Origin of the sequence: Parabacteroides sp. CT06, assembly GCF_002257605.1 — a bacterium.
GTDB lineage: Bacteria > Bacteroidota > Bacteroidia > Bacteroidales > Tannerellaceae > Parabacteroides > Parabacteroides distasonis.
The window spans coordinates 2742925-2767707 of record NZ_CP022754.1; the positions used below are offsets into that span (position 1 = coordinate 2742925).

The window sequence follows — 24783 nt, forward strand, 5'->3', positions numbered from 1 at the left end:
CCGGGTGCATCTTTACTTACAATGTTCCTTTATTAATTTGTCCACGACAGGATCACCCAACTCCTTCGCCTTGTTGAAAGCCTCGCACGCTTCCGCCTTCTTACCCTGACGGACGTAGCAGATGCCTCGCAAACGATAGCAAGAGGCGAAATCCGGAGCGATCCGCAAGGCATTCTCTAAGCTCCTCAACGCCTGATCATAGTTTTCCATACGGATATATACGGACGCTTCCTCCGCCGGATAAGTCGGGTCGCCCGGATTCAAGCGGATTGCGGATTGGATATCGGCCAAGGCGCCGGGGAAATCGTTCATGCGGAACTTCGCTTGCTCGCGGTAATAGAAGAAGCGGTCGCCAACCTGTCCTTTCAAGAGATCGTAGTATAAATCATAATCGTCCACGGCCTCCTTGTATTGCATCAGTTTCAAGCGGAGATCCACCCGTTCCAAGATATAGGGAGCGGCCTCGTTCGTTGGCGGGTTGCCGCATTTGGCGATGGCGCTATCCAGCAAGGCGATGATATCCCCGAAGTTAGCGCCACGGATATTCGCCTTCGCCTTCGCCGCCCAATACCAAGAGGTAGAGGAAGCCATATCGCTATCGTTCACCTTCATATAATCAGCGAACGCCTGCTCGAAATCTCCTTTATAAAAATGGATGTCCCCTTCCAATTGGCGATAGACCGGCAAGTCCTCCTCCCCGATCGCCTTTTGTATCGCCTCGGTAGCGGCATCGACGGTCCACTGCTCCTTATTCAAGGTCGTATCCGCGGCGGCCACGCCGTAGATCAGCTTGGCTCGGTTGAACCAGACATCCCCTTTCCGCTCGCTGAAGCGGGAAGCCGTGTTTATATCTTCCAACGCCTTATCCAGACAAGCCCCCTGCTCGGCCTCCGTAGGAGCCAGATCCGCACGGTGGTAAGCGTAATGATTGGCACGGTTCAAATACCCGTCGGGAGAATCCGGGAAAGTGGCGATGAAATCATTCAAGGTAGCCAGATACGTCTTTGGGTCTTGCGAGCTTGCCATCAGATATAAGGAAACCTGCGCTTGGCTCACGTCCGACGGCCACGCCTTCCGGATACCAATCCGGCTATAGGTGGAATTAAAGGCGTCCGCCGACTGAATCGTCAGGCTATTCGCGTATCCCGCCGAGACCGCGTAGGAATCTTCCTTCTTCCCCGACGCGTCTTCCTGCGCCAAGCCGAACACCTCGCCGTCCGCCGTCAATACAGGAGCGTTTACCTGCCCGCTCTCCAGCGCCATCGACAATTTATAATAGCTGAACGGCTCCTTCAACTTACTGACCTCCGAGACCGGTCCTTCCCCGAACTTCGTGATCTTACCGGTCGAGTAAGGCATCAGATAAGCGGTAACTCCTCGCAAGATCGGCTCACGGGCGATCGGCAAGAACACAGCTTTCTTCGGAACCTCTACCTTGAACTTGATCACGTCATATAATTCATCAGCCCCCAAGATGCGGCTTACCGGATATTCTTTTCCGTCGGCGTCGGTCACGGTCGCCCTCGCCGCGTCCTTAAACAAGGAATAGCCGGACAACGCCTCACCGGTCTCGGTTATGAAAAATCCCGTACCGGACGCTTTCTTCTGGTTATCTTTTCCATAGGTAGTGACAGTAACCACCGCCTTTCGTTGCTTATCCATCCATTTGGGCGCTTTCTTTTGCGCCGCCACCCAAAATACTTGGCAACAAATCGTAATCAACAGAACAATTCTTCTCATTTCGTTTTCATGTTATCAGAATATACGTCGCAAATGTAAATATTTATACCGGATAGGCGAACAAATTAGGGAATTAATCTATTATGAGTATATTCGCGGAAACACTTATAAAAAACCGCAAGATTATGAGACTAAAATCATGTATGCTTATGTGTAGTTTATTCATGGCGAGCTTAGCCTCCGCTAGTAACTTCGCCTCGGATTCTTTCAAGACCAAGAGCGGAAAAGAACTGACCATCACGTTCATCAAGCACGGCAGCCTGATGCTTACGTACGACAATCATTCGATACAGGTAGATCCTGTCTCCGAATACGCCGATTATACGACTTTCCCGAAAGCCGATATCATCTTGATCACCCACGAGCATGGCGACCATCTGGACCCGAAAGCGATACAAGCCGTCGAGAAAAGCGGTACGGAAATCATCGCCAACGAGAACAGCCAGAAGAAGCTGGGAAAAGGGAAGGTCCTGAAAAACGGCGATACGGATACCTCCATCAGCTATATGAAGATAGAGGCCGTCCCCGCCTATAACACCACACCCGGACGGGATAAATATCACCCCCGCCACCGGGATAATGGCTATATCCTCACGTTCGACGGACTAAGAGTCTATATAGCCGGCGATACAGAAGACATCCCGGAGATGAAAGACCTGAAAGACATCGATATCGCTTTCCTTCCCGTCAACCAGCCTTATACCATGACCGTCCCGCAAGCGGCGAAAGCGGCCAAGATGTTCTCGCCTAAAATCCTATACCCTTACCATTACGGGGATACGAAGATCGGCGAGTTGAAAGATGCCTTGAAAGGTAGCGGCATCGACGTGAGGATACGGAAGCTACAATGACGACAAGGCACGGCTCGCCTTTAAGATATTCCGCCGGTACACCCAGCAAGCCAAGAGGAAATAAACGACGCATTGCACCCACAACGTCACGTACTCCACACCGACTTGCTCAATCGACGCTCCCATCGAGTTGAGCTGTACATAGGCCAGCGTAGCGGGAGCCGCCGGAATGATATAATGGGCCATTTGCCAATACCAAGGCATCAATTCCAAGGGATAAGAGACTCCGGAAAGAAAGATCAAGCCTACCGAGAAGAAGGCGATCATCAATAACGGAGCCTCCGAGTCCGTAAAGAAATAAGAGGCGGCCAGCCCAAAGAAGCTGGTAGCCAGCAAGAAGGGTATCAGCAGGATCAAGGTGTTCAGATAATTACCGATATCCGGCAGGCCAAACAATAGCGGTATCAAGCCCAACAAGAACAAAGCGAAAATCGTATACAATACGCAATACACAAAGGTCTTGCTGATTATCACCCTAGCGATCCGGCCAAAGGATAATCCCTCGGAGGCGAAACGAACGATGGTACCCGAATCCCGCTCTTCCCCGCTTATCATACCGATCACCATCAACAAGGTCTGGAACATAATGACGATCAATACCGCCGGGATCAAATAGGTTCCATATCCTTCCGTAAAATTATACAACGCCGTCCCGACCACTGATATGGGTTGCGCCGAAACGATCTTGGAAGCGTCTTGCTGGGGCAAGAACACCAACATCTCCGGACGATACCGATCGTTCAACGCCAACATGGCACCGCTGGACGCCTCCTGCATCGCCATATAATATAGGAAGGCGCTTGTCGTCTGGTACATGATAAACAGGGATTCATTCCCTCGTGCCACCCGGGTCTCGAAATCAGAGGGAAGATACAAGATACCTACGGCATCCCCCTCCTTCATCCACTCCTGCGCCTCGGCGTAATCTAAACCATCGGCGATTACCGAGACTTGCGGAGTGGCGTTCAGTAAACGGATGTACTCCCGGCTCAAGTCGGTCTTTGAGTCATCGACGACTACCACCGGGGCGTTACGCACCAGATCCGGGGCATACATATAATTATACAGCAGGCCATAGAGAAATATACCTCCTACCAAGACGAGCAAGATAGCGTAGCTCGTGGAGATCGTCTTAAACTCGTCCTTGACCAAGGAAGCGATATCCGCCAAGGTTCCTTTCATATTATCGGATGTTCTCATATTTATGACTTAAAATAGCGGTTTTCAAATGTGGCAACAGCACCAATGCCAATAACATAAACGCAAACAACGAACTTACGTTTACCCATGTATAAGGGAATCCGTAATCGCCATACAATAAGTTCTGGTTGATCTCCACGAAATGCCGTACCGGAAACAGGTACGAGGCGTAATGTACGGGAGCGTACATGGAATCGACCGGGAAAGTAACGCCGCATAAAGTAGCCCCCAGCGAACCGACCATAGACACCACGCTAATCACGATCGCTATAGCGGGAAACAACGAGAACAGGAATACCGCCAACGCTTGCGTAGCGACCACGAACAAGATCGCCGTCAAGTTCAATGGCCAGAAACCGCAAGCGAAAGGAATATGCATGACCCCGAACATGATATAGTTAGCGAAGACGCTCATGATACAAAAGATAATTGTATAAGGGAGCAGCTTGCCCACCACCGCCACGAACATATTCATTCGTGCCGCCTCCAGCCATTCATCGCCTGTCCGGAACTTGATCTCACTACCGATAGCGTACACCGTAACCAGCAAAATGATCACTTGGAAAAAGACAAAGAAAAAAGGATTGCTCAGATAAACGGAATAATCCAGATCCGGGTTGAACAGCGGGTGGCTACTGGATCGTACCGGTAATAGGAAGGTGGTTATCTGATTCTCCCCCAGCCCCATCGCCGTAGCTTGCACAACCACCGGGGCGAGGGAAAGCGTACGCAGCAGGGTCTCGAAGGCCCCACGTACCTCACCGCCCACGCTCAACAAGGCATAGTGGTAATAATACGATAAAGTAGCGTCACGCCCCGCCGTGGCATCCGCCTCAAACTGATTGGGGATCACTAAATAACCGTAGATTTCTTTTGCTTGGGTAGCATGGCGAGCGGTCTCTTGGTCCGTATAATGCCGTGTTACCCGGAAAGTCGGTACCGCCTCTACCTGCCGGATGATCTCCCGGGACATGGAGGTGTTGTCTTGGTCCACTACCGCTACCGGTATGTTCTCCATCTGCCCGCTTCCGAAAATCGTAGACATGAAGAATATACAGAACAGAGGCAGCACGATACACACCCCGAAGTATAACTTCCGGGAAACCATGCGATCCAGTTCCCGACGTAAAACCATATAGAAAGGACTCTTCTTTAGCATAGCGACAATAAATTATTTAGTTGTAGAGACGGGGCGTGCCCCGTCTCTACAACCGGATAGTATCAAGGGAGTTGATAGAGTACGGACATACCGGGACGCAATCCCTCCACCTTCTCCACCGGTAAGGCATGTATCTCGAAGGTCCGCAAGTCATAGCTACCTGTCTGCTTGGTAGATTTCCAAGTAGCGAAACTGCCCAACGGACTGATATAATTGATCTTGAATTCAATATCCTTCTTATCGATCGCCGGTACATCGGCGACAAACGTTCCTCCCATCTTAAATAAAGGCAAACGATCCTCACGTACGTTCAATACCACATGCACGTCATCTAATACGACTAAGTTCATGATTGGCATCCCGGCCCCAACCAACTCTCCCCGTTTCGGGAAAATAGCTGAGATTTGTCCGGATTCCGGAGCCGTCAACCGAGCGTCCTGTAAGAGAGCCGCCACCTCCTCCACGGTTCCTTGCGCCGCCGTCACCAACGAGCGGGCGCTCTCCTTATCTTGTATCTGCGCCCCGTCTACCGCCATTTGATATTGGCTATAAGCGGCACGTTCGGCGGCCTCAGCCGCTTTATACATGGCCTCCACCTCATCTTTACGCTGTGAGGTTACCACGCTATCTTTATACAAGGCATTGACCCGATCATAGGTAATCTTCGCCAATTGTAAATCCGATTTGGATTTATTCCACAATTGTTGCAAGGAAGCGATGATTTGCTTTCGTGTACCCTCATCCACTTTCTGGTGCTGATACTTCGCTATGTTCTCCATGGCGTTCACCTGTTGATATTTAGCCAATGCCTCCGGACTATTGATGACTACCAAGGTATCGCCTTGGCGTACATTCTGTCCCTCTTTTACCAGAAAGGTATCGATACGCCCCGGTAACTTACCGGAGATACGTATTTCCGTTGCCTCGATCTGCCCTTGCAAGATCACCGGCTTCTTTTTCAACAAGATCATCCCGATCAACGAGACAACGATAACAATCGCCAAGACCACGACAAAGGCCACACTCAAATATCTCTTAGTTTTATCCATAACCCCTAAATTTTCAATTTTCAATTCTCAATTTTCAATTCCCCAAAAGCTCCTCGGTCTTTCCCTCCATCTTGTACTGGTGGAACTGCTCCGGCGTACCGCAGACAGACAGCAGATTAATCAAGGCTACATCATACTGATAATAAGCCAAAAGAAAAGCGGTCTTCACCTTCGCCAGCATAACCTCGGCATCGACTACCTCCGTAGAAGTAGCCATTCCCTCTTGGAAGGATTTCTTCCGCACCCGGACCAGTTCCCGGCTCATCTCGATCGTCGTATCCAAAGCTTTTACATTGTCCAAGGCATTTTGTAGCTGGCTGTAGAATTTATCGATACCGACCTCCAGATCCGTAATCGCCTTCTCCTTACCCAAACGAAGCGACTGACTAGCGATCTTTGCCTGCCGGATGGTTTTCTCCCGATTCAAGCCGTCAAAGATATTCCACGTAAAACCAACTCCCACCATCGTACGAGGCAGCAAATATTTATCCAATCCGTCAGCGTACAAAGTCTGTTTGCCGAATAAAGCGATATTCGGGACATAAGCGGACCGGCCGATCTTTAGTTGATTATCGGCTACAACCTGCTGCAATTTCAATTGATTGACTATATAATTATTCATCGGAACCAGATCCTTGAAGTATTGGGCCGGAGGAAGCGCCTCATTAATGAATAAAGGAGTCGTGGTACGTACGTCACTCCCCTCCTCCATATTAATCAAGCTTTTAAACGCCTGTTGAGCGACCGCTAAATCCTTACGGGCCGATTCCAGTTCTCGTTTCGCCTCGTCCATACTTACCTGAGCGAACAGACGCTCGGCCCGATTGATCATCCCGTTTTGCTCTAATTTAAGGGCTTGGTCATAATGGGTTTTCAAAGAATTGTACACTTCCGTTTTTACGTCCACCACACTTTGTCCCAGACGAAGCCCGAAATAAGCCTCAATCAGTAAGGATTGTTGGTTGGCATCCACTTGATTCCTATTCACCTCCGCTATAGAGACCATCGTCTTTCCGATCTTGTTCGCGTAGATACGTTTTCCTCCCGTGAAAACAGGCCACGTCACCGTAGCGTCTATAGAAGTGATGTTTTGGGAGATCAGCGGAAGCGAGAAAGTACCTTGCCCGATCTTATCCAATACCGACATGATCAACTCATTATCCGGGATATAATTATGGACAAACTCCTTCGCCGGTTCCGTATATTTACTCAGCGACTGCCGTACCTCTATCGGATTCGACATATGTACGAAAGCACCCGCGGCGTTCACCGACGGATACCAAAAAGCGTTTAGCTTTTGATGCTCATTCCGAGCCCATTCCACTTCTTTCCCGGCTATTTTCAAGCTTTTATTTTCCTTATGAAGCAGGTCGAGAGATTGTTCCAAGCTTAAATCCACATCGTTCCCTTGGCTCCATGAAGCGCATGGAAGAAGATACAGCAAAAGAATACTGTAAGATACTATATTACTCACCATAAACTCATTTAGTAATTGACGTTCAGTTGGAGTAATAACAACGAAAAAGGGAGGATTGTTTTTACTTCTTTTTCAAGTTGGGAAGGAACCAAGTAACCAGTCCTAAAAGAGGCATGAAGCCACATACGTTGTAGACAGCCTCTATTCCATAATGATCCGCCATATTTCCTAATACGGCCGAGGCTATACCCGCCACACCGAAAGCAAATCCAAAGAAAAGTCCCGAGATAAGACCTAATTTATAAGGAAGCAACTCTTGCGCATACAACAAAATAGCCGGGAACGCCGATGATAAGACCAAACCCACGCAAAAACTAAGCACGATCGTCCAAGCGAATCCCACATGCGGCATCAACAAGCTAAATGGGGCTGCCCCTAGAATCGATCCCCAAATCACATATTTCCGTCCTATCTTATCACCGATAGGACCACCCGCCAAGGTTCCCATGGCCGTAGCGATCAGGAAGACGAACAAACAGATCTGCGAAGTCTGTACACTCACCCCAAATTTATGGATCAAGTAAAAGGTATAGTAGCTATTCAAACTAGCCATATAGATATATTTAGAGAAAATCAAGGTCAGCAATATCGAGATCGAAAAGACTGTTTTTCCCAAAGAAAGAGGCATCTCCACATGCGTCTCACCCGACTTCTTCTGCCATTTCACCCGACTCAAATACGCCTTATACCAACGGCAGATAGGAATCATCACCAAAATAGCGACGAATGCCAGTATAGAAAACAAAGCGATATGAGTCCGTCCATAAGGCGCCACCAATAAAGCAACCAGTAGCGGACCTAACGATCCGCCCAAATTACCACCCACTTGAAAAAGCGATTGCGCCAATCCCCTACGCCCTCCCGACGCTAGCGAGGTAATCCGGGACGCTTCCGGATGCAAAACCGAAGACCCGATACCTATCAAAAATACGGAGATCAAGACCCAATGGAGCGTAGAGGAAAAAGCGAGATTCAACAAGCCGACCAACGTAAAACTCATACCAATAGGTAACGACCAAGCCACGGGACGCTTATCAAAAACCAAACCGGTTATAGGCTGGAAAACAGAAGCGGATAATTGATAAACAAGCGTAATCAACCCGATTTGGGCGAAGCTCAACGCTAAATCATCCTTGAAAAGTGGATAAACCGCCGAGATAACGGATTGCAACGAATCATTCAAACAATGCGTAACGCTTAACGCCACCAATACCCGGAATGCTGTTTTATTTACCGGCTGTTGTTTAGAAACCTGCTCCATGACTGTCCATATTTCTATTTAACCTCGTGCTCATTAACATTTCAAAAACCACACAAAAAGTTAGCTAATTTCTAGAAAAACAAACCCTAAGAGCCTATTTTAACCATAGTTAATACAACTATTCTTTCGGTTCTTTTCATTTCTTTATGTTAATCGGCTTAATCTTAATACCTATGAGCCTTGTTTTCTCAGTGATACTTCAGAGCTGTATCCCGGAATGAGCATATATCTTATAACTCACTCCCAAAACAAACGCCAAAATCCCTTATCTGCCATCATTCCGACCCGAAGTTAAAGATCGAGATCATAAACGGGAACAGCCTCTGAAGTTTTTTTATATTTATTCCTCTTCTTCTCCCTCGTTCGCCGAATGTAAGATAAAAGTAGTAGCGCCAATCGTTACGATCGAACCTTCCCCGATACGTACTTGTTCTTTTTTACCGACCAATACATTTTTCACAAAAGTCCCGGTCAAGCTAGGAAAGTCACGCACCATATAAACGAACTTGCCATTAGTGTCTTTCTTTACATTAATCACACAATGCTTACGCCCCATACTTGGATCGCTCGTGATAATAGGGACATCTACACCTTCCGTATCCTTATTACGGCGACCAATCACATTATCTCCCATCACTAATGGTAGATCTTGCTTAAAAGCAAAACCATTCTCGATAATGGTAATATAACCGCAAGAGAAATCCGGTTCCTTCACCTCTTTTTCCTCACCGGTAGCCGTCTTCACCACCTTTCGGCCCAATTTAATCTTAAATTGCGCTCCACACTGCGGACAGACGAAGGCTAATATCTTCCCTTCCGGATATTTGGTCTCATCAAAAGACAACTGATTATCACATTTTGGACAGAAAACTCTTTTCATACACTTAAATACAGGATCTAGTATTACAAACGGAGCGCAAATTTACGAAAAAACCTTCAGCTACACTCCTAAAATCTCATGGTTATGATTTTTTGAAACAAAAAAGGCTATCCATCACGGACAGCCAATCTCAATTGTTAACCTTAAATCTAATACCATGAAAAACACAGTGCAAATATAGAGGTTTTATGTTATGTAGCATAATATTTTATTTGCAAATCTCATTTCCTTAACCAGATTTAACAAAAACCATGCTTTAAAACATATCCGTAAAATAATATATATCCCCTTAGAACTTAGGTTCATTCTCTTTAATCTCCTTCAAAGGCAAGGTAAACCAAAAAGTGGAACCTACTCCCAATGTAGATTCTACCCCGATTCGTCCCCCTAGTTTCTCGATAATATTTTTGCAAATCGCCAATCCTAATCCGGTACCTTGTTTGCAAGCGTTCAACTTAACAAAGCGATCGAATATAGTTCTACAATCTTCCTCCGAGATTCCCATTCCCGTATCCGAGACCGAAACTCGTATTTCATCATTCGATACCTTATAGGCTAATTTGATCTCACCTTCCGAAGTAAACTTAATCGCATTTGTCAAGAAATTAGAAATAACCTGTACGACTCGTTTCGGATCTGAGAAAACGGTCACGGGTTGTGAGCCCCGGTCAAAAACAAATCGAACGTTTTTTGGAATATTCAAGGCATGTACCGCATAAGTTTCCTCACAGATCTCCTTAAAATCAAAATTTCTCTTCGTAAAGTCAAAGGTTCCCGCCTCAATCTTTGAGAAATCAAGGATATCCTCAATCAATTGCAGAAGCAATTCACTATTCTTGTCAATGATATCCACATAAAACTCTCGTTCCTCCTCCTCTATCTCCTTGGTCTCTGCCAGTATATTCGCGAAACCAACAATAGCATTTAAAGGCGTACGGATCTCATGACTCATATTCGCCAAGAATATAGACTTAAGCCGATTCGCCTCTTTAGCCTTAGCTAACTCATATTCTTTCCGTTGACGCTCTCGTTCCACCCAGCGCAATTTATCTTGCATGGCGGTCTCATCCGTTATGTCCATCAAGTAATAAAGGATTTTCGCAGGTCTTCCCGCTTCATCATATTTATAAGGGTACGCATACGCTCTCACCCAAACATATTGCCCCTCAAAAAGCTGTCGGTATTGAATACTATATTCACCGATCTCACCCGTAACAATCTTTTCAAAGCCTTGTACAAGTACCCTTTCCCGATCTTCCGGATGTACGATCTCACAAAAATCTTTTTTCGTTGTCAAGTTACTTGCTCTCAATCTGGATTTATTACCTAAAACACGTAAATCCAGATCGATATGCATCTTATCGGTTTTAACATCATATTCCCACAGCAAGGAATCACTGCAACGCATAACCGTTTTCAACTTCGTGAACAGTTCCTCTACTTTCTCCGACTTTTGATATTCTTCCGTCTCATCCGTAAACATTAGTACATATCCACAGATATCTTCAGCCTCTCCTTTCAACGGCACACATTTAATAGACAGACGTAAATTTGTACCTTCCTTTTTTGGGTCTATGTTATAGTACTCATTCGTTTGTATATTATCAAATTCATAATTACAATCGAACACAACCATTTCTCCATGTTTCAGACGAGCGATCTTGTCCTCTGGAAAATTAGGATTCTCGAAAAGATTTATTCCCATAATATCCTTCCGGCTTATAGCGAACAAATTCTCGTCCGTCCTATTGAGATCCACTAGCTGCCCCCTCTCGTCATAAACTTCAATTCCAACAGGTAATTTCTGGAATAGGGCATTAAAGCTCATTTCCTCTAGCATTTTATTACATTGTCCCATCGTCATATTAAATTATAACCACTAATTCCCAACTTTAAATCAATCAAGCAATCTCCTCTATTATTTATACAACAAATGAACTATAATAACGATTGCAGCAGAAGTTTAAAGTTATAGAAATAATATGAAAATCAAACATAATTATGTTGAAAATATATGTTTTCGATATTGAGAAAGAGTCATTCCCGTCCGTTGACGAAAAAAGCGATTCAATGTCGATTGAGACGGAAAATTAGTCAATATAGCGATCTCCTGTATATTTAATCGAGAGTCACGTAGCAACGACTTTACCTCTAACACTATATAGATAGATAAAAACTCCTTGGCTGAAATGCCACACCTTTCATTCATGATCGCACTTAAATAAGTTGTCGTTATATTCAATTTATCCGCATAAAATCCGACATTCTTGTGATTCTTGAAATTCTCTGCCACGAGACTACAGAAATCATAGATCAATTGCTCTTTTCTCAAACTAGTCCTGAAAGGGATTTTCTTACGCACTTTCACATAATAGTCGTAAACATCCATGTAAAAAATCCCCAAGTAACATATAATCCGCTCCCTCAGAAGCCCATTACCCCGATACCGCTCAAGCTCATTCTCTATCAATTTGCAAAATGATTGAAAACGCTCAATACCATTATTATCCTCTATATTATAGTAAAAATGATCCTTCACGAAAAAATGAAATCCCGGATCAAAATGACGTAAGGAACTTAATACATCCCCATGTAGTACATGTGGTATGATGATAAACTTCGCCGAGAAGTCCTCACTCACGTTCCGCATTGAGCATAACTGTCTCGGAAATAAGAAAATCAATTCATTCTTATTCCATACATGCTTATTATCAAGCAAATGAATGATCGCACTACCTCTATTACATACTGCTATTATCCCGTAATCCAAAAAAGAAGGTTCTGAAGTCAATGGACTATCTTCAATCTGTTCCGTAATAATAAAGTCTTTTTCTAATCCGCCTAAAAAACGATCACATGTATTATACCTATTCTCTTGCATACACTCTTATAAATTAAGGGAATACGAAATCTTACCTTCAACAACAATCAACAGAATAATATTATATTTTGTTCTGTCCGTTAAGGTCCCAAGTATATTCGTTTGATATTTTTCTTTCCTTACCCCCTCTTCTATTAGCCATCAAACCTTATATATCAATTGATGCTAACAGCTAACCAAGGAAATCATAAAAAAACACAAGACAAAATTATATAATAAAAAATTGACTATTAAATGCATAACTAAACTAAAAGCGTACAAAAACACATCAATTGTATACAAAATCGAAACAGACAAAGAATAACCGAAAAAGATCACAAAAATACAGTTAGCTTCATTGACAAAGTAAGTTAACTGAAATACCAAAGCAAGTCAACTTACTTTGCCGATGAAATTAGCTTACTTTGAAAGTATGGATGTTACCCTCGGAAAGGGGCGCTTAAGCAGTGTTCTCAAAAATTCGTGTATTCATGCCTCTATACAAAAAAAGGCTATCCGTCACGGACAGCCAATCTCAATTGTTAACCTTAAATCTAATACCATGAAAAACACAGTGCAAATATAGGCGGTTTTATGTTATGTAGCATACTGAATTATTTGCAAAATTCATTCGCTTAACTCGATTTAACGAAATCATGCCCTAAAACATAGTTATTAACAAGAAAACTATTCGTTCAGATCTAATAGCTTCCCAAGAAATCGTCGAGGGAACGAGGATCATCATCTGGCATCAATTCTTTTTTCAAACGAAATTTGCGTTTATAGATAGCGTCCTTCGTCACATTCAAGACTGACATCAGCTCCGCCGAGGTTAGCCGCAATTTGATCAAGCAACAAAAACGAATGGCATCCTCTGTCAAATCCGGATAAGCGACACGTAAACGACTTATAAAATCATCATAAAGAGTATTTACGATCTCGATCAAGTTTCTCCAATCTGAATCCGGCAATATCGTTTCCGATTTAGAAAGTATCTTCAGCTTCTTGAACGTATCCAACTGTTCCAGCAAACACTTCGCCAAACGCTCCTTTTCCTTGATCAAGGATTCCACGTCACGATGCGCTTTCCACTGAGCCGCATGCTGGTATTCCTTCAAACATTTCTCCTTCGCTTCCAATTGCTCCTTGATGTGCGACATCTCACGACTATAACGTTGTATCAAGATTTCATTTTTATCCACAAGACTCGCTATTTCTCTCAGTTCTTTCTCCTTTTTTGTCTTATAAAGGTGATAACGCAAAAAAGATAACAGAAGCAGGGTAAAAGCGACGATGATTAAAATGATCAGATAATAAATATCTACATAGAAATGCTCCGGCTCCTTTAGAACCGAGCTTATGGCAGTAGATGTGTGCAGCGCAAACTTCATATAAATAGTATTTATTATCTTAATACTTCTTTCTTAGAATTCCCTCTCTCCAAATCGCTTCCAAAAAGCCTGTCCCATATCCGATCAATTGGACAAAAGCCGCTATGATAGATAACAACGCAACGATTCCGTTCTTATTTCTCACTAAAGCGTCAAAAAAGATCAGCGAAATATAAAATAACAATAGCCCCCATACCTTTGGAACGAAAAAAGCGGAAATACATACCCCCAGCAGACCTACCACAAATAAGGCCGGCAGGCAATGTACCCATTTCAATGATTCCGGGTACTTCTGGTACAAGATAATCCTAGCGTACCCCGAATGCCATACTTGCCGGAAAAACTGGACGAAATTTGTTCTTCGCTTATGATAGACCCAAGCGCCCGGAAAATAACGGCATTTATAGCCTGCCGCAAAAATCCGGATACTAAAATCTATATCCTCTCCATAACGCATATCAGAGAAACCACCCAAGGCTTCATACACCTCTTTCCGCATTCCCATATTAAAACTCCGAGGATAGAATGTATCCAAATGTCTCCGGCTTCCTCGGATCCCTCCTGTCGTAAAGAAAGAAGTCATCGAGTAATTGACCGCTTTCTGTATAGCGGAAAAAGAAGAATGCGCCCTGTCGGCACCACCAAAGGCATCCACCTTATAACGCATCAAGGACTCGTGTACTTGTTCCAGATAGCTGGCCGGAACGATACAATCCGAATCCAAGACAATCACGATCTCTCCTTCCGCATAACGTACCCCTTGATTGCGAGCCAAGCCCGGGCCTGAATTCTCTATATAGAAATAGCGAATCCTCAAGCGGTCATTATAGGCATTGACTACGGGCTCACAAGGTATAGAAGAACCGTCGTCCACTACGATAACCTCAAAATGTACATATGTCTGCCGGGTAAGACTGTTTAATAAATCGTCTATCTCCTCCGGACGATTGTAGACAGGAATAATAATTGAAAATACTTCCATTAAGCTAGATTTAATCTGCCGACAAAAGTAAAGAGTTAAAAAGCGTGTATCAAAAAAGGGCACTGGACAAATAGAGGACATAGCTGGACATCGAATACCCCCTATTTTTTACCCCATAATAGAAAAACTGGACAAAAGACATAAGATACGTTCAGTTCATTCATGCAGAATAATCTATTTATCAATAGCTTACAAAATACAATACTATCCGCTACTATTTGGACAAAGACTGGACGCACACAATATTATTTCATTCGCACATCTGCCCCCCACATTAATTTTTCCCGAAGCGTCTGATAAAAAGTATGGTTATAGCGCTTGATGACTTTCGTCGTATAATCGGCCTTGCTCATCTTTAATTCGATACCTGCCGGGAATATTTCCGAACGTCCATCCAAAGAGATCAGAAAATATTTATTCCGGCTCTCTACCCGAAGCGTTATTATATCTGAATCCGGAATCACCAACGGACGCACGTTCAAGGAATGCGGAGCGACCGGACTCAAGACAATGCTATTACTTTGCGGGACGATAATCGGCCCATTTACGCTCATCGAATAGGCCGTGGAACCGGTAGGTGTAGCCACTACCAAACCATCCGCCTGATAAGAAGTCAGATATTCCCCATTCAAGAATGTATGAATCGTAATCATCGAGGAACTATCACGCTTCAGCACGGCGATCTCGTTCAAGGCATAATTATATCCGCGAAACGCACGGTCTTCCGTATATAAACGCAAGAGGGTTCGTTCCTCTACCTTATAGTAATTCTTAAAAATCTCATCCAGCGTATCCTCAACCTCATTACTGCTGACATCCGCAAGGAAACCCAGCCGTCCGGTATTAATGCCTAAAATAGGGATATCCTGTTTATTTACCCGGGCCGCCGTACGAAGGAACGTACCATCTCCTCCCACGCTAAGGGCTATATCCAGATCAAACTCATCACCCACTAATAGCCCGCTCACCACTGGCTCAAAACCAAAAGCATCGGTAAGGAATGTATAAAAAGGGCTGTCCACATAAATATCAGCCTCTTGTTCACGAAGCTTCTCAAACAGGCGTTTAATCAGATTCTGTCTCTCGATCTGATATTCACTTCCAAATATTCCAACTTTCATTCTACGCTCCTTACTTTACATATTCATATAATGTAATAACTCATTCATCCGCTGCCGCAACATATCATCCACCATCCCCTTCTCCATAAAATGATAAAGCACCGTATAATTGAAACGCTCGAAACTACGGATCACGGGAGAGGCATCTTCCAAATCGATCTTAAGGGTTATAAGCAGACGGCCCGTATCTTTATCTTGATGGGATAGCAAATTAAGGACATGGGCATTATTCGCCTCTACCAAACGGGCGATATCCGTTAATGAATAATCCTGTGGCATCATTTCCAATACGATCACGCTTCCAGCCGCCTCCGCATTACATAGCTCGGATAAAGCATCCACCAAACGATCCCGGGTAATCGCCCCCAAATAAGTTCCGTCCACGGAAACCACAGGCAACAGGCTCAATCCATATCGGGTTATCATTGCCAACGCTTCATGTAAATGTCTATTTTCCGAAATCGCCGGAGCGAATAAAACCGGCTCACCGATCGTAGCCGAAGGATCCGGCAGCGCCAATAAGTCTTTTTCCGACACTAAACACTGGTATGCGCTATCACTCAATAACGGAAGATGCTTGAGTTTAAAATCCTCCATTAACGCCAACGCATATTCCGCTGTGTCAAAACTTTTTAACACCGGAATTTCCTTTGTTATGAAATCTTTCACCAACATTATTCTGTTAATTCCCTAAATCCTGCTAAATTTGCCGATACTTTTGTGCAAATGTAATGAAAGAAAAAAGATATACGATATACAATGACAAATTTAAGTGTAAACATTAACAAGGTTGCTACTATTCGTAATGCGAGAGGTGGCAATATGCCAAACGTGCTGAAAGTGGCGCAAGACTGTGAATTATTCGGGGCACAAGGAATTACGGTTCATCCCCGTCCGGATGAACGACACATACGCTATAGCGATGTTTATGGACTAAAACCTCTTATCCGGACAGAATTTAACATAGAAGGCTATCCTTGTGATAAATTCATCGACTTGGTATTGAAGGTAAAACCGACCCAAGTCACACTGGTTCCGGACGCTCCGGATGCCATCACGTCGAACTCAGGTTGGAACGTAAAGGACAATTTCGATTACTTAAGCGAATTGGTAGACACCTTTACCTCACAAGGAATCCGTACATCCATCTTCGTCGGAACAGACTTGGCGAATATCGAGCTAGCGGCGAAAACAGGTACGGACCGTATTGAATTATATACGGAACCTTATGCGACCTATTATCCGGAAGATCGTGACAAAGCGATCGCTCCTTTTGTCGAGGCCGCGCAATTAGCTAAAAACTTAGGATTAGGCGTAAATGCCGGACACGATTTGAACTTAGAAAATCTGGCTTTCTTCAACAAGAATATCCCTTGGCTGGAGGAGGTTTCTATCGGCCATGCCTTGATTTGTGATGCGCTCTACCATGGTTTGCAAGAGACGATCGCTTTATACAAGGCATGCTTGAATAGTTGACAAGTGACAGTTTATAGTTATAAATCATAAATTATAATTCATAATTCGAAACGATGAGTATTTTACTTTCACTACAGGCCGTGGGCTCTCAGGCGGCAGATCAAATGCCGGATTTAACGGCTGTAACCCTTCCTACGGAAGCGGAAATCAATGTGATAGACCTTGCCTTTAAGGGAGGTTGGATTATGGTGGTATTGTTACTGCTCTCTCTGATGGCTATTTATATTTTTGTTCAACGTCTGATCATCATTCGCCGTGCGGGAAAAGAAGACGAGACGTTCATGAATCGTATCAAAGACTATATTCACGAGGGAAAAGTGGACTCGGCTCTCAATTTATGCAGGAGCACCAACACGCCTTCCGCCCGTATGATCGAGAAAGGTATTACCCGTTTGGGCCGTCCGATGAACGATGTACTCGTAGCGATCGAGAATGTCGGAAATTTGGAGATCGCTAAACTGGAAAAAGGTTTCCCCTTGATCGCGACGACCGCCGCCGGAGCTCCCATGCTTGGTTTCCTTGGGACGGTAACCGGTATGGTACGTGCTTTCTTCGATATGGCAAACGCAGGCACCAATGTTGATGTCTCCCTATTATCCGGCGGTATCTATGAGGCCTTGGTAACAACCGTTGGCGGTCTGGTAGTTGGTATCATTACATTGTTCGCGTACAACTATCTGGTATCTCAAGTAGATAACGTCGTGAACAAGATGGAGGCTCGTACGATGGAATTCATGGATTTATTAAATGAACCGGCTAATTAATTGATAATGGAGAATTGAAAATTGAAGATGAGCCAACTCTCCTCTATTTAATTTTCAATTCTCCATTTTCAATTTTCAATTATAAAAAATTATGGCTCTAAAAAGAAGAACAAAGGTAAACGAAGCGTTCAGCATGGCCTCTATGACCGACGTCATATTCCTCTTGCTGATCTTCTTCATGGTTACCTCTACCGTAGTAATCCCGAACGCCATCAAGGTTACCTTGCCGCAAGCGCAAAAGCAAACAGCGGCGAAACCTCTTACGAGGGTAACGATAGACGCGAACTTGAATTACTACGTGGCATTTGGAAAGCAAAAAGAGGTACAGGTCTCATTTGATGAGATCACTCCTTTCTTGCAAGATAGTTACGCGAAGGAACCGGAGATGTTCGTCGCCTTATATGCCGACGAGACCGTGCCTTACAAAGAGATTGTAAAGATACTGAATATAGCGAACGAGAATAAATTCAAGATGGTGCTTGCCACCCGTCCGCAGAAATAACAGATATGAGACTGAATAAGGATGACATATACAGTTTAATCGGTACCGTTGCTTTTCACGGTGTCATTCTACTGATACTTTGGTTTACCGTATTGAAAACCGAGGTACCGGATGAAGACGGGGGTGTACTCGTTAATTTCGGGAATGTAGATGCCGCCGCCGGAATGTTCGAGCCCAAGTATACCGGGCAAGAACCGCCTCAGGAAACGACCACTCCCCCTCCTCCCGTACCGGAGCCGCAAGTGGAAACGCCCAAGCAGGAACTCATCACTCAAGATATCGAGGAAAGCGTAGCCCTTGAGGACGCTAAAAAGAAGAATGAGGAAGAGAAACGCAAGAAACAAGAGGCTGAGAAGAAACGGAAAGAAGAGGAGGAGAAAGAACGTATCCGCCGGGAAGAAGCCGAGAAGAAACGTCTGGCCGAGGAACGCCGCAAGAAGGAACAAGCCATTAGCAACAAGGTGGCCGGAGCCTTTGGTATGGGAAACGCCGAGGGTAACAGCCAAGGCGACGCTGAAAGCGGAACCGGTAACCAAGGAAGTCCGTTCGGTAACTCTGATCACGGGGCGAATGAAGGCGTAGGCGGTTACGGATCATTTAATTTGAACGGCCGTTCCATTGGTGCCGGAGGTCTCCCCCGTCCCGCTTATACGATCCAAGAGGAGGGGCGTATTGTTATCAATATAACCGTAGATCCGAAAGGCAACGTTATATTTGCCGAGGTAGGCCGGGGAACTAATATCGACAACGCCTCCATGCGTAAAAGCGCTTTGGACGCGGCTCGAAAGGCGAAGTTCAACAGTATCAGCGGCGCTAATAACCAGAGTGGTACTATTACTTACGTGTACAAATTTAAATAATTGAATCTTATGAAGAAAGCGATCGTATTCTTAGCGAATGGCTTCGAGGAAATGGAAGCCACGGGAACCGTAGACATTTTGCGTCGCGGAGGTATAGACACGAAAACAGTCTCCATCACCGACGACCGTAAAGTGATTGGTGCTCACAATATGGAATATACGGCTGACGCCACATTTACCGAAATCGATCTTTCGGATGCTGATGCCTTGATCTTACCCGGAGGCATGCCCGGAGCATCCAACTTAAACAATTCGGAACCGGTGAAAGAAGCCTTATTACAACAATACCGTGAAGGACGTATCGTAGCGGCTATCTGCGCAGCTCCGATGGTATTAGGCGGTCTAGGTTTGTTAAAAGGTCGCAAAGCCACTTGTTATCCCGGGTTCGAACCGAAATTGATTGGTGCCACCGTAACAGGCGAGGCTGTCGAGGTAGATGGAAATGTAGTAACCGGTAGAGGACCGGGCTTGGTATTCAATTTTGGCCTAGCTTTAGTATCTGTACTAAAAGGTGATGCGGTTGCGGAGGAAGTTGCGGCCGGATTACTATTATAAGATTTAGATCATCAATCGAAACCCAATAGAATAGGGAACGTAATCCATTGAGTTATGTTTCCTATTCCATTGAGTTTTATCACCTATCCTATTGACTTACGAGATATCCCCCAAAGAGCTCACTGCCCTATTCTATTTTGATCGTTTCAACCGCTTGTCGCTTCGTCCCATCCATGGATACCGCACGATAACGAACCGTGGAGAAATCAATGGAACGTAAATCTATATTCCGAATAACGCTATTGTACATCGTACGGTAATAAATCACATGGTTTCGCATATCCGTAACCGAAGTCCATTGAGTAGCGCTCGGTATATCGCAAGGTACTTGCCCTAATGGGAATTCGATCCCTACGGGAATATCAAAATTATTCAATATCTGGAAACACTGGAAGACCGTTTCCAATGCGGTTTCTTGTTGTGGGGCCGAAGCTTGGTAAAAAGCCGCACGAACGAAACGTGACGGTGGAGTTACGTCACCCGGAATCCCAAGGAAACCGCTTCCCGCACCAAATGAAGACAACTCGATATTTCCTAATTGTTGATTGGGGGCCGTACCCGGGAAAAGATTAACATAATTATTCAGGTTCGTCAGATGCCACTCGAAACTGGGAGAATTAGTCAGAACTCCTAACGTATTCTCATAGAAGTGTAGCTCACCCTTAATAATCTCAAGAACCAGTTGACGTCCCGACGGCTCGGCAAACCGCCAATGAACGGTAGACGCACGGGGATCTATATTGATAACATGCACTTTCTTAACAGCCTCTTTCACCTCTTCTACATTTGAACATTCCCCCAACAACCAAGACACTAATTGCAGATCAGAGATACTTTTATCCCGAACTGCGGCATTATATTTCTCATATTCACCGTACTTTGGAAAATAAAACAATCCAGCCGATAACCCAACCTCATTGAGTCCTTCGGCGATAAATTCCTTTTGCTCCACTGCCAAGCCCACATATCCATAACGTGCCGTGAAAGTCATTCCATCAACCCCATTCGGAGTATACGATCGTTCGGTGTATCCTCTTGGAACCACGACATACTGGCTGTTCAAATTACTTCCACCCCATTCTATCGTACGTGCTACAATAGTCGTACTGTCCTTGCTTTTTAAGGTAATACCGGTGCAAGCCTCTGCAGCGGAAGGATTAATAAGCAAGCCGGCAATCGCAAATAAAATAAAGAAATGTCTCATAAGTATCATTTTTGATAAAAACAAGCGACAGGAAAAGGATGTTTTCAAGAAAAGAAATTTTAGATAGACAAACAGCACTTATTACCGGCGGAGCAAGCGGCATTGGACATGCTAGCGACCCCTTCAATGACCGTAAAAGGAAAAGGAAGCATCGTAAACGTAGCCTCCATTGGAGGATTGACAGGAGATTTCCGGGGAACTCTTTATGGTATGAGCAAAGCTGGCGTCATCAATTTAACCCGTTACATTTCCGGACAGACTATCATCTCTGATGGAGGTATGACTTGCCATAATCCGACGATAGAGGATATTTCACATTGATGAAAGTTCTTATTTACATTATTAGTAAGAGAGCGATTCCTTCTCTTTATACATTTAGCATATAATGCCACAAAAGTAGCAGGGGCATTTTAACCCCATGTTATTTCAAGACTTTTTTGTATGTTTGCGGTCATTTTATCAAAAAGTATAATATGAATAATAATCTAAAAGGTTTCGCTTATGGAATAGCGACTTCTGTTACATTCGGTTTAATCCCTTTGTTTACATTGCCTCTTATGGAGAAGGGTATGCGGTTTGATTCGATATTGTTCTATCGTTTCTTATTCGCGGCCATCGCCTTATCGGGTATGCTTCTAGCAAAAAAGGAATCTTTCAGAACAGAGATGCGAAACCTACCGATATTGATTTTATTGGGTGCTTTTTATACAGGCTCGGCAATGTTCCTGTTTTGGGGCTATAATTTTATGGCGGCGGGAATCGCCACGACTCTACATTTCACCTATCCGATATTCGTAACCCTATTCATGCTGTTTGTATTCAAAGAAAAAACATCATGGATTACGCTCTTGGCGATCGGGCTCGCTATTTGTGGAGTAGCCCGTCTATCCATTGATGGAGGAGAGATGCGATTAAACGGGCTAGGCGTAATCATCGTATTACTTTCCGCCGTCGCTTATGCCCTCTATATCGTCACCGTCAATAAATCGAGGGTACATGATATGCCGGGACGAAAACTTACGTTCTATGTATTTATCGTCAGTACCTCTTTATTTTTCATAAAAGCACAGGCAGGAACAGGAATCCAACCCATTCCAGACCTGCCCTCTTTTATTAACCTCGTCTTATTAGCCTTCTTGCCAACCGTAGTATCTAACATTACATTGGTACAAGCCGTACACCATATCGGTTCCACCCTAACTTCCGTACTGGGAGCAACAGAACCCGTGACAGCCGTCTGCGTAGGTGTTTTAGTCTTTGGAGAGCCTTTCACCCCTCACCTCGCTTTAGGAATCTTACTGATTATCGTAGCGGTTACATTGATTATCCTGTCCAAATACATACAGAAAAATCTCCATGAGGCCAAGCGATTGTTCAAAGCACGGCACATCTTAAGAACCAAATAACAATACAACTGAAAGCAACACGGCATAGATAAATACATTCCGTGCCGTATGCCCTAAAGTTCTATTAAGCTCACGGCCTTGATACTGTTTCATCTCCAGCCATGTGGCGGCAAACAGCACGCTAAAAGCCGCGAATAAACAAACAAGCCAAGGTGAGGCATCCATCAATAAAGGCAGCGTGATCAAAAAAGCCAATATACCGTTCAGCAAATAAGTTACCAACCCGAACGTACGCCCGAATAGCACAATCGTAGTCCGTTTACGAGCCGCCTTATCTTGCTCATAATCCCGGTAATTATTCACGATCAAAATATTAGCGGACAACAGCCCCAATGACAACGAAAGCAAGAATGACAATAAGGAAAACGATAATGCTTGTACATAATACGTAAAACAAACCGGAATAATCCCATAAAACAATACGACACACACATCCCCCAGCCCGTTATAAGCCAAAGGAAATGGCCCTGCTGAATAAGCCAAGACACAAATCGCAATAGCAATTCCTACACCGATGAGCTCCCAGCCGGCAAAGAAAAACAAGAAACAGCCACATAGACAAGAAAGCCCCAACGTGATAAAAGTCCCCCATAGCATTGCCTTAGGAGTTATCCAACCGGAAGCCACCGCTCGCTCCGGGCCTAACCGGTCCTCCTTATCCGCCCCCTTCTTAAAATCAAAATAATCATTGGCAAAATTACTGGCTATCTGGGCAAGTAAAGCCACCAAAACACAAAGGATCGCCGGAGCCAATTTAAATACTCCATCCCTGTAAGCCAGCGCACACCCAACTAATACCGGACTAAATGATGCCGGCAACGTTTTCGGACGTGCCGCCTCTAACCAAGCTTGAATTCTCGATCTGTTATTCTCCATTCTATTGTTTTATTCTTAAAATAACTACAAAAATAAAAAACAAATAACATATACTGTTGTTATTATCTAAAGAAATACTTGTATATTTGCGCCATGAAGAATTTTCTATTCATATTAGGTCTGTTGATTAGCTTCATGCTGTTTGCTCCCGAAGAAGGAACAAAGAGTATGGATGAGGTTATGTCTGCGACTAAAGAGGCCGTTATGAAAGAAAAAAACACGGCAGATGCCCAACGTCGTTTCGAAGTATTAAGTAACGAGCTGAAAAGCAGTAACTGCTTAACTCCCCGCAGGATTTCACAAACGGCAAACAACACTATCGAAATACGGATATGGAAAAATATGGAGAAATCCCTTCAAGACATGCGTTTGAGAGGAGTAAATCAACTTCATAGAGTATCTCAACATATATCCACTTATCAGATCATAAATTTATCCACACTTCTGTGTCGTATGGGAGAGCATGTCTTTGCCCTACGAAAACTCATTATTTAGTTTTTAATTGTTTCATATTTGTATCTTTCGGTAAGTCATTGATATGTCTTATCGGTAGGAATATTGCATTTATTAAATCAATATTTCCGGGGAGTTATTGCCCATTTACATTATTATAAACAATTAAAAATTACAATTATGACAACTAATAAATCAGGTAAAATACGTATATATCTTTATGTTCTTCTAACAATCGCAGGTTGTGTATTCGCATGCAGTTCTATCATCCCTAACGACTATATTAAATTAGTAGTAGTTATGGGTAGTCTATGTGTTGGTCTATATGGCATAATGAAAGGACTGAGTAGTACCGGGACGTCATCGGAAGAGGAAGTCTTGGAAAAAGAATAATAAAATACAACAATTATCGAATCCTAAAAAAATAAGAAGATCATGAGAATAAATAAGGATTTGGCTGATGCAATCATGATGGTTTCATTTATCGTATTGGTATTAGTCGGAACTACAACATTTGACAATGAGGTTACTAAAAACGTAACCATGGGATCCCTCGGTGTGATTACGGTAGCGATGTTAGTTCTTCGCGTCATAGGATCACGCCAAAAGGAAGAGGAAGAAGCCTTTTAGTAGTTAGTCCATTGGTTTCCTGTTGTTGTCCCGGGGTGACCCGGGATTATCTGAGATACGTTTTTCTACCTACATTATAATAACTT

24 protein-coding genes and 1 pseudogene are annotated in these 24783 nt (G+C 44.1%); 10 read left to right on the forward strand and 15 right to left on the reverse strand.

Annotated features, from left to right (window positions below; genetic code table 11):
• Nucleotides 1-12: 12 nt before the first annotated feature.
• Entirely contained in the window at nt 13-1740 is a 1728-nt protein-coding gene (locus CI960_RS11925) for a tetratricopeptide repeat-containing serine protease family protein (protein ID WP_005855892.1), read from the reverse strand.
• Nucleotides 1741-1865: 125 nt separating this feature from the next.
• Between CI960_RS11925 and CI960_RS11930 the strand changes: the two genes are divergently transcribed.
• On the forward strand, nt 1866-2591 hold the full coding sequence (locus CI960_RS11930) for an MBL fold metallo-hydrolase (RefSeq protein WP_094582360.1): 726 nt from the start codon (nt 1866-1868) through the stop codon (nt 2589-2591).
• Here CI960_RS11930 and CI960_RS11935 read toward each other — a convergent pair.
• The 12 genes from CI960_RS11935 to CI960_RS11990 all read right to left on the reverse strand — a co-directional run bounded on the left by CI960_RS11935 (nt 2583) and on the right by CI960_RS11990 (nt 16646).
• On the reverse strand, nt 2583-3791 hold the full coding sequence (locus CI960_RS11935; RefSeq protein ID WP_005855888.1) for an ABC transporter permease: 1209 nt from the start codon (nt 3789-3791) through the stop codon (nt 2583-2585). The two genes, CI960_RS11930 and CI960_RS11935, sit on opposite strands and share 9 nt — an antisense overlap.
• Nucleotides 3775-4950, reverse strand: a complete 1176-nt coding sequence (locus CI960_RS11940) for an ABC transporter permease (protein ID WP_005855886.1) — start codon at nt 4948-4950, stop codon at nt 3775-3777. The genes CI960_RS11935 and CI960_RS11940 overlap by 17 nt, the downstream gene beginning before the upstream one ends.
• A gap of 62 nt (nt 4951-5012) precedes the next feature.
• On the reverse strand, nt 5013-5999 hold the full coding sequence (locus tag CI960_RS11945) for an HlyD family secretion protein (protein ID WP_005855884.1): 987 nt from the start codon (nt 5997-5999) through the stop codon (nt 5013-5015).
• 34 nt (nt 6000-6033) lie between these two features.
• Nucleotides 6034-7476, reverse strand: a complete 1443-nt coding sequence (locus CI960_RS11950) for a TolC family protein (protein WP_005855881.1) — start codon at nt 7474-7476, stop codon at nt 6034-6036.
• Between the two features lie 61 nt (nt 7477-7537).
• The gene (locus tag CI960_RS11955; RefSeq protein ID WP_005855879.1) at nt 7538-8737 is read right to left on the reverse strand and encodes an MFS transporter; all 1200 of its coding nucleotides are present in this window, start codon (nt 8735-8737) and stop codon (nt 7538-7540) included.
• A gap of 340 nt (nt 8738-9077) precedes the next feature.
• Complete coding sequence (locus CI960_RS11960; protein WP_005855877.1) at nt 9078-9617, reverse strand: FHA domain-containing protein; 540 nt, start codon at nt 9615-9617, stop codon at nt 9078-9080.
• 289 nt (nt 9618-9906) lie between these two features.
• On the reverse strand, nt 9907-11475 hold the full coding sequence (locus tag CI960_RS11965; protein WP_005855875.1) for an ATP-binding protein: 1569 nt from the start codon (nt 11473-11475) through the stop codon (nt 9907-9909).
• A 141-nt stretch (nt 11476-11616) separates the two neighbouring features.
• Complete coding sequence (locus tag CI960_RS11970; protein WP_005855873.1) at nt 11617-12498, reverse strand: helix-turn-helix domain-containing protein; 882 nt, start codon at nt 12496-12498, stop codon at nt 11617-11619.
• 680 nt (nt 12499-13178) lie between these two features.
• Complete coding sequence (locus tag CI960_RS11975) at nt 13179-13868, reverse strand: hypothetical protein (RefSeq protein ID WP_005855871.1); 690 nt, start codon at nt 13866-13868, stop codon at nt 13179-13181.
• 19 nt (nt 13869-13887) lie between these two features.
• The gene (locus CI960_RS11980) at nt 13888-14850 is read right to left on the reverse strand and encodes a glycosyltransferase family 2 protein (RefSeq protein WP_009276344.1); all 963 of its coding nucleotides are present in this window, start codon (nt 14848-14850) and stop codon (nt 13888-13890) included.
• Nucleotides 14851-15095: 245 nt separating this feature from the next.
• Nucleotides 15096-15971 (reverse strand): NAD kinase, encoded by an 876-nt coding sequence (locus CI960_RS11985; RefSeq protein WP_005855867.1) that lies wholly within the window; start codon nt 15969-15971, stop codon nt 15096-15098.
• 15 nt (nt 15972-15986) lie between these two features.
• Nucleotides 15987-16646 (reverse strand): CBS domain-containing protein, encoded by a 660-nt coding sequence (locus CI960_RS11990; protein WP_005855866.1) that lies wholly within the window; start codon nt 16644-16646, stop codon nt 15987-15989.
• Nucleotides 16647-16730: 84 nt separating this feature from the next.
• Between CI960_RS11990 and CI960_RS11995 the strand changes: the two genes are divergently transcribed.
• From CI960_RS11995 to CI960_RS12015, 5 genes are all read left to right on the forward strand, one after another.
• Complete coding sequence (locus CI960_RS11995) at nt 16731-17447, forward strand: pyridoxine 5'-phosphate synthase (RefSeq protein ID WP_005855864.1); 717 nt, start codon at nt 16731-16733, stop codon at nt 17445-17447.
• A 53-nt stretch (nt 17448-17500) separates the two neighbouring features.
• Complete coding sequence (locus tag CI960_RS12000; RefSeq protein WP_005855862.1) at nt 17501-18211, forward strand: MotA/TolQ/ExbB proton channel family protein; 711 nt, start codon at nt 17501-17503, stop codon at nt 18209-18211.
• Between the two features lie 91 nt (nt 18212-18302).
• The gene (locus CI960_RS12005) at nt 18303-18713 is read left to right on the forward strand and encodes a biopolymer transporter ExbD (protein ID WP_005855860.1); all 411 of its coding nucleotides are present in this window, start codon (nt 18303-18305) and stop codon (nt 18711-18713) included.
• 5 nt (nt 18714-18718) lie between these two features.
• Nucleotides 18719-19573: an energy transducer TonB gene (locus CI960_RS12010; RefSeq protein WP_005855858.1), complete on the forward strand. Its 855-nt coding sequence runs from the start codon at nt 18719-18721 to the stop codon at nt 19571-19573.
• Between the two features lie 9 nt (nt 19574-19582).
• Nucleotides 19583-20128, forward strand: coding sequence for a DJ-1 family glyoxalase III (locus CI960_RS12015; protein WP_005855842.1), 546 nt, complete (start codon nt 19583-19585; stop codon nt 20126-20128).
• A 127-nt stretch (nt 20129-20255) separates the two neighbouring features.
• On the opposite strand, the gene CI960_RS12020 is transcribed toward CI960_RS12015, so the two are convergent.
• On the reverse strand, nt 20256-21332 hold the full coding sequence (locus CI960_RS12020) for a linear amide C-N hydrolase (RefSeq protein WP_005855840.1): 1077 nt from the start codon (nt 21330-21332) through the stop codon (nt 20256-20258).
• A 120-nt stretch (nt 21333-21452) separates the two neighbouring features.
• On the opposite strand from CI960_RS12020, the pseudogene CI960_RS12025 reads away from it, so the two are divergent.
• Nucleotides 21453-21653 (forward strand): annotated as a pseudogene (locus tag CI960_RS12025) (SDR family NAD(P)-dependent oxidoreductase); the annotation flags it as partial.
• Between the two features lie 152 nt (nt 21654-21805).
• Nucleotides 21806-22738: a DMT family transporter gene (locus CI960_RS12030; protein ID WP_005855838.1), complete on the forward strand. Its 933-nt coding sequence runs from the start codon at nt 21806-21808 to the stop codon at nt 22736-22738.
• Here the strand turns inward: CI960_RS12030 and CI960_RS12035 are convergent.
• Nucleotides 22724-23614: a 1,4-dihydroxy-2-naphthoate polyprenyltransferase gene (locus CI960_RS12035; protein WP_005855836.1), complete on the reverse strand. Its 891-nt coding sequence runs from the start codon at nt 23612-23614 to the stop codon at nt 22724-22726. The two genes, CI960_RS12030 and CI960_RS12035, sit on opposite strands and share 15 nt — an antisense overlap.
• Before the next feature lie 93 nt (nt 23615-23707).
• Between CI960_RS12035 and CI960_RS12040 the strand changes: the two genes are divergently transcribed.
• Both CI960_RS12040 and CI960_RS12050 read left to right on the forward strand, forming a co-directional pair.
• Nucleotides 23708-24109, forward strand: a complete 402-nt coding sequence (locus CI960_RS12040; RefSeq protein ID WP_005855834.1) for a hypothetical protein — start codon at nt 23708-23710, stop codon at nt 24107-24109.
• 393 nt (nt 24110-24502) lie between these two features.
• Nucleotides 24503-24697, forward strand: a complete 195-nt coding sequence (locus CI960_RS12050) for a hypothetical protein (RefSeq protein WP_005855829.1) — start codon at nt 24503-24505, stop codon at nt 24695-24697.
• The last annotated feature ends 86 nt before the right edge of the window (nt 24698-24783 follow it).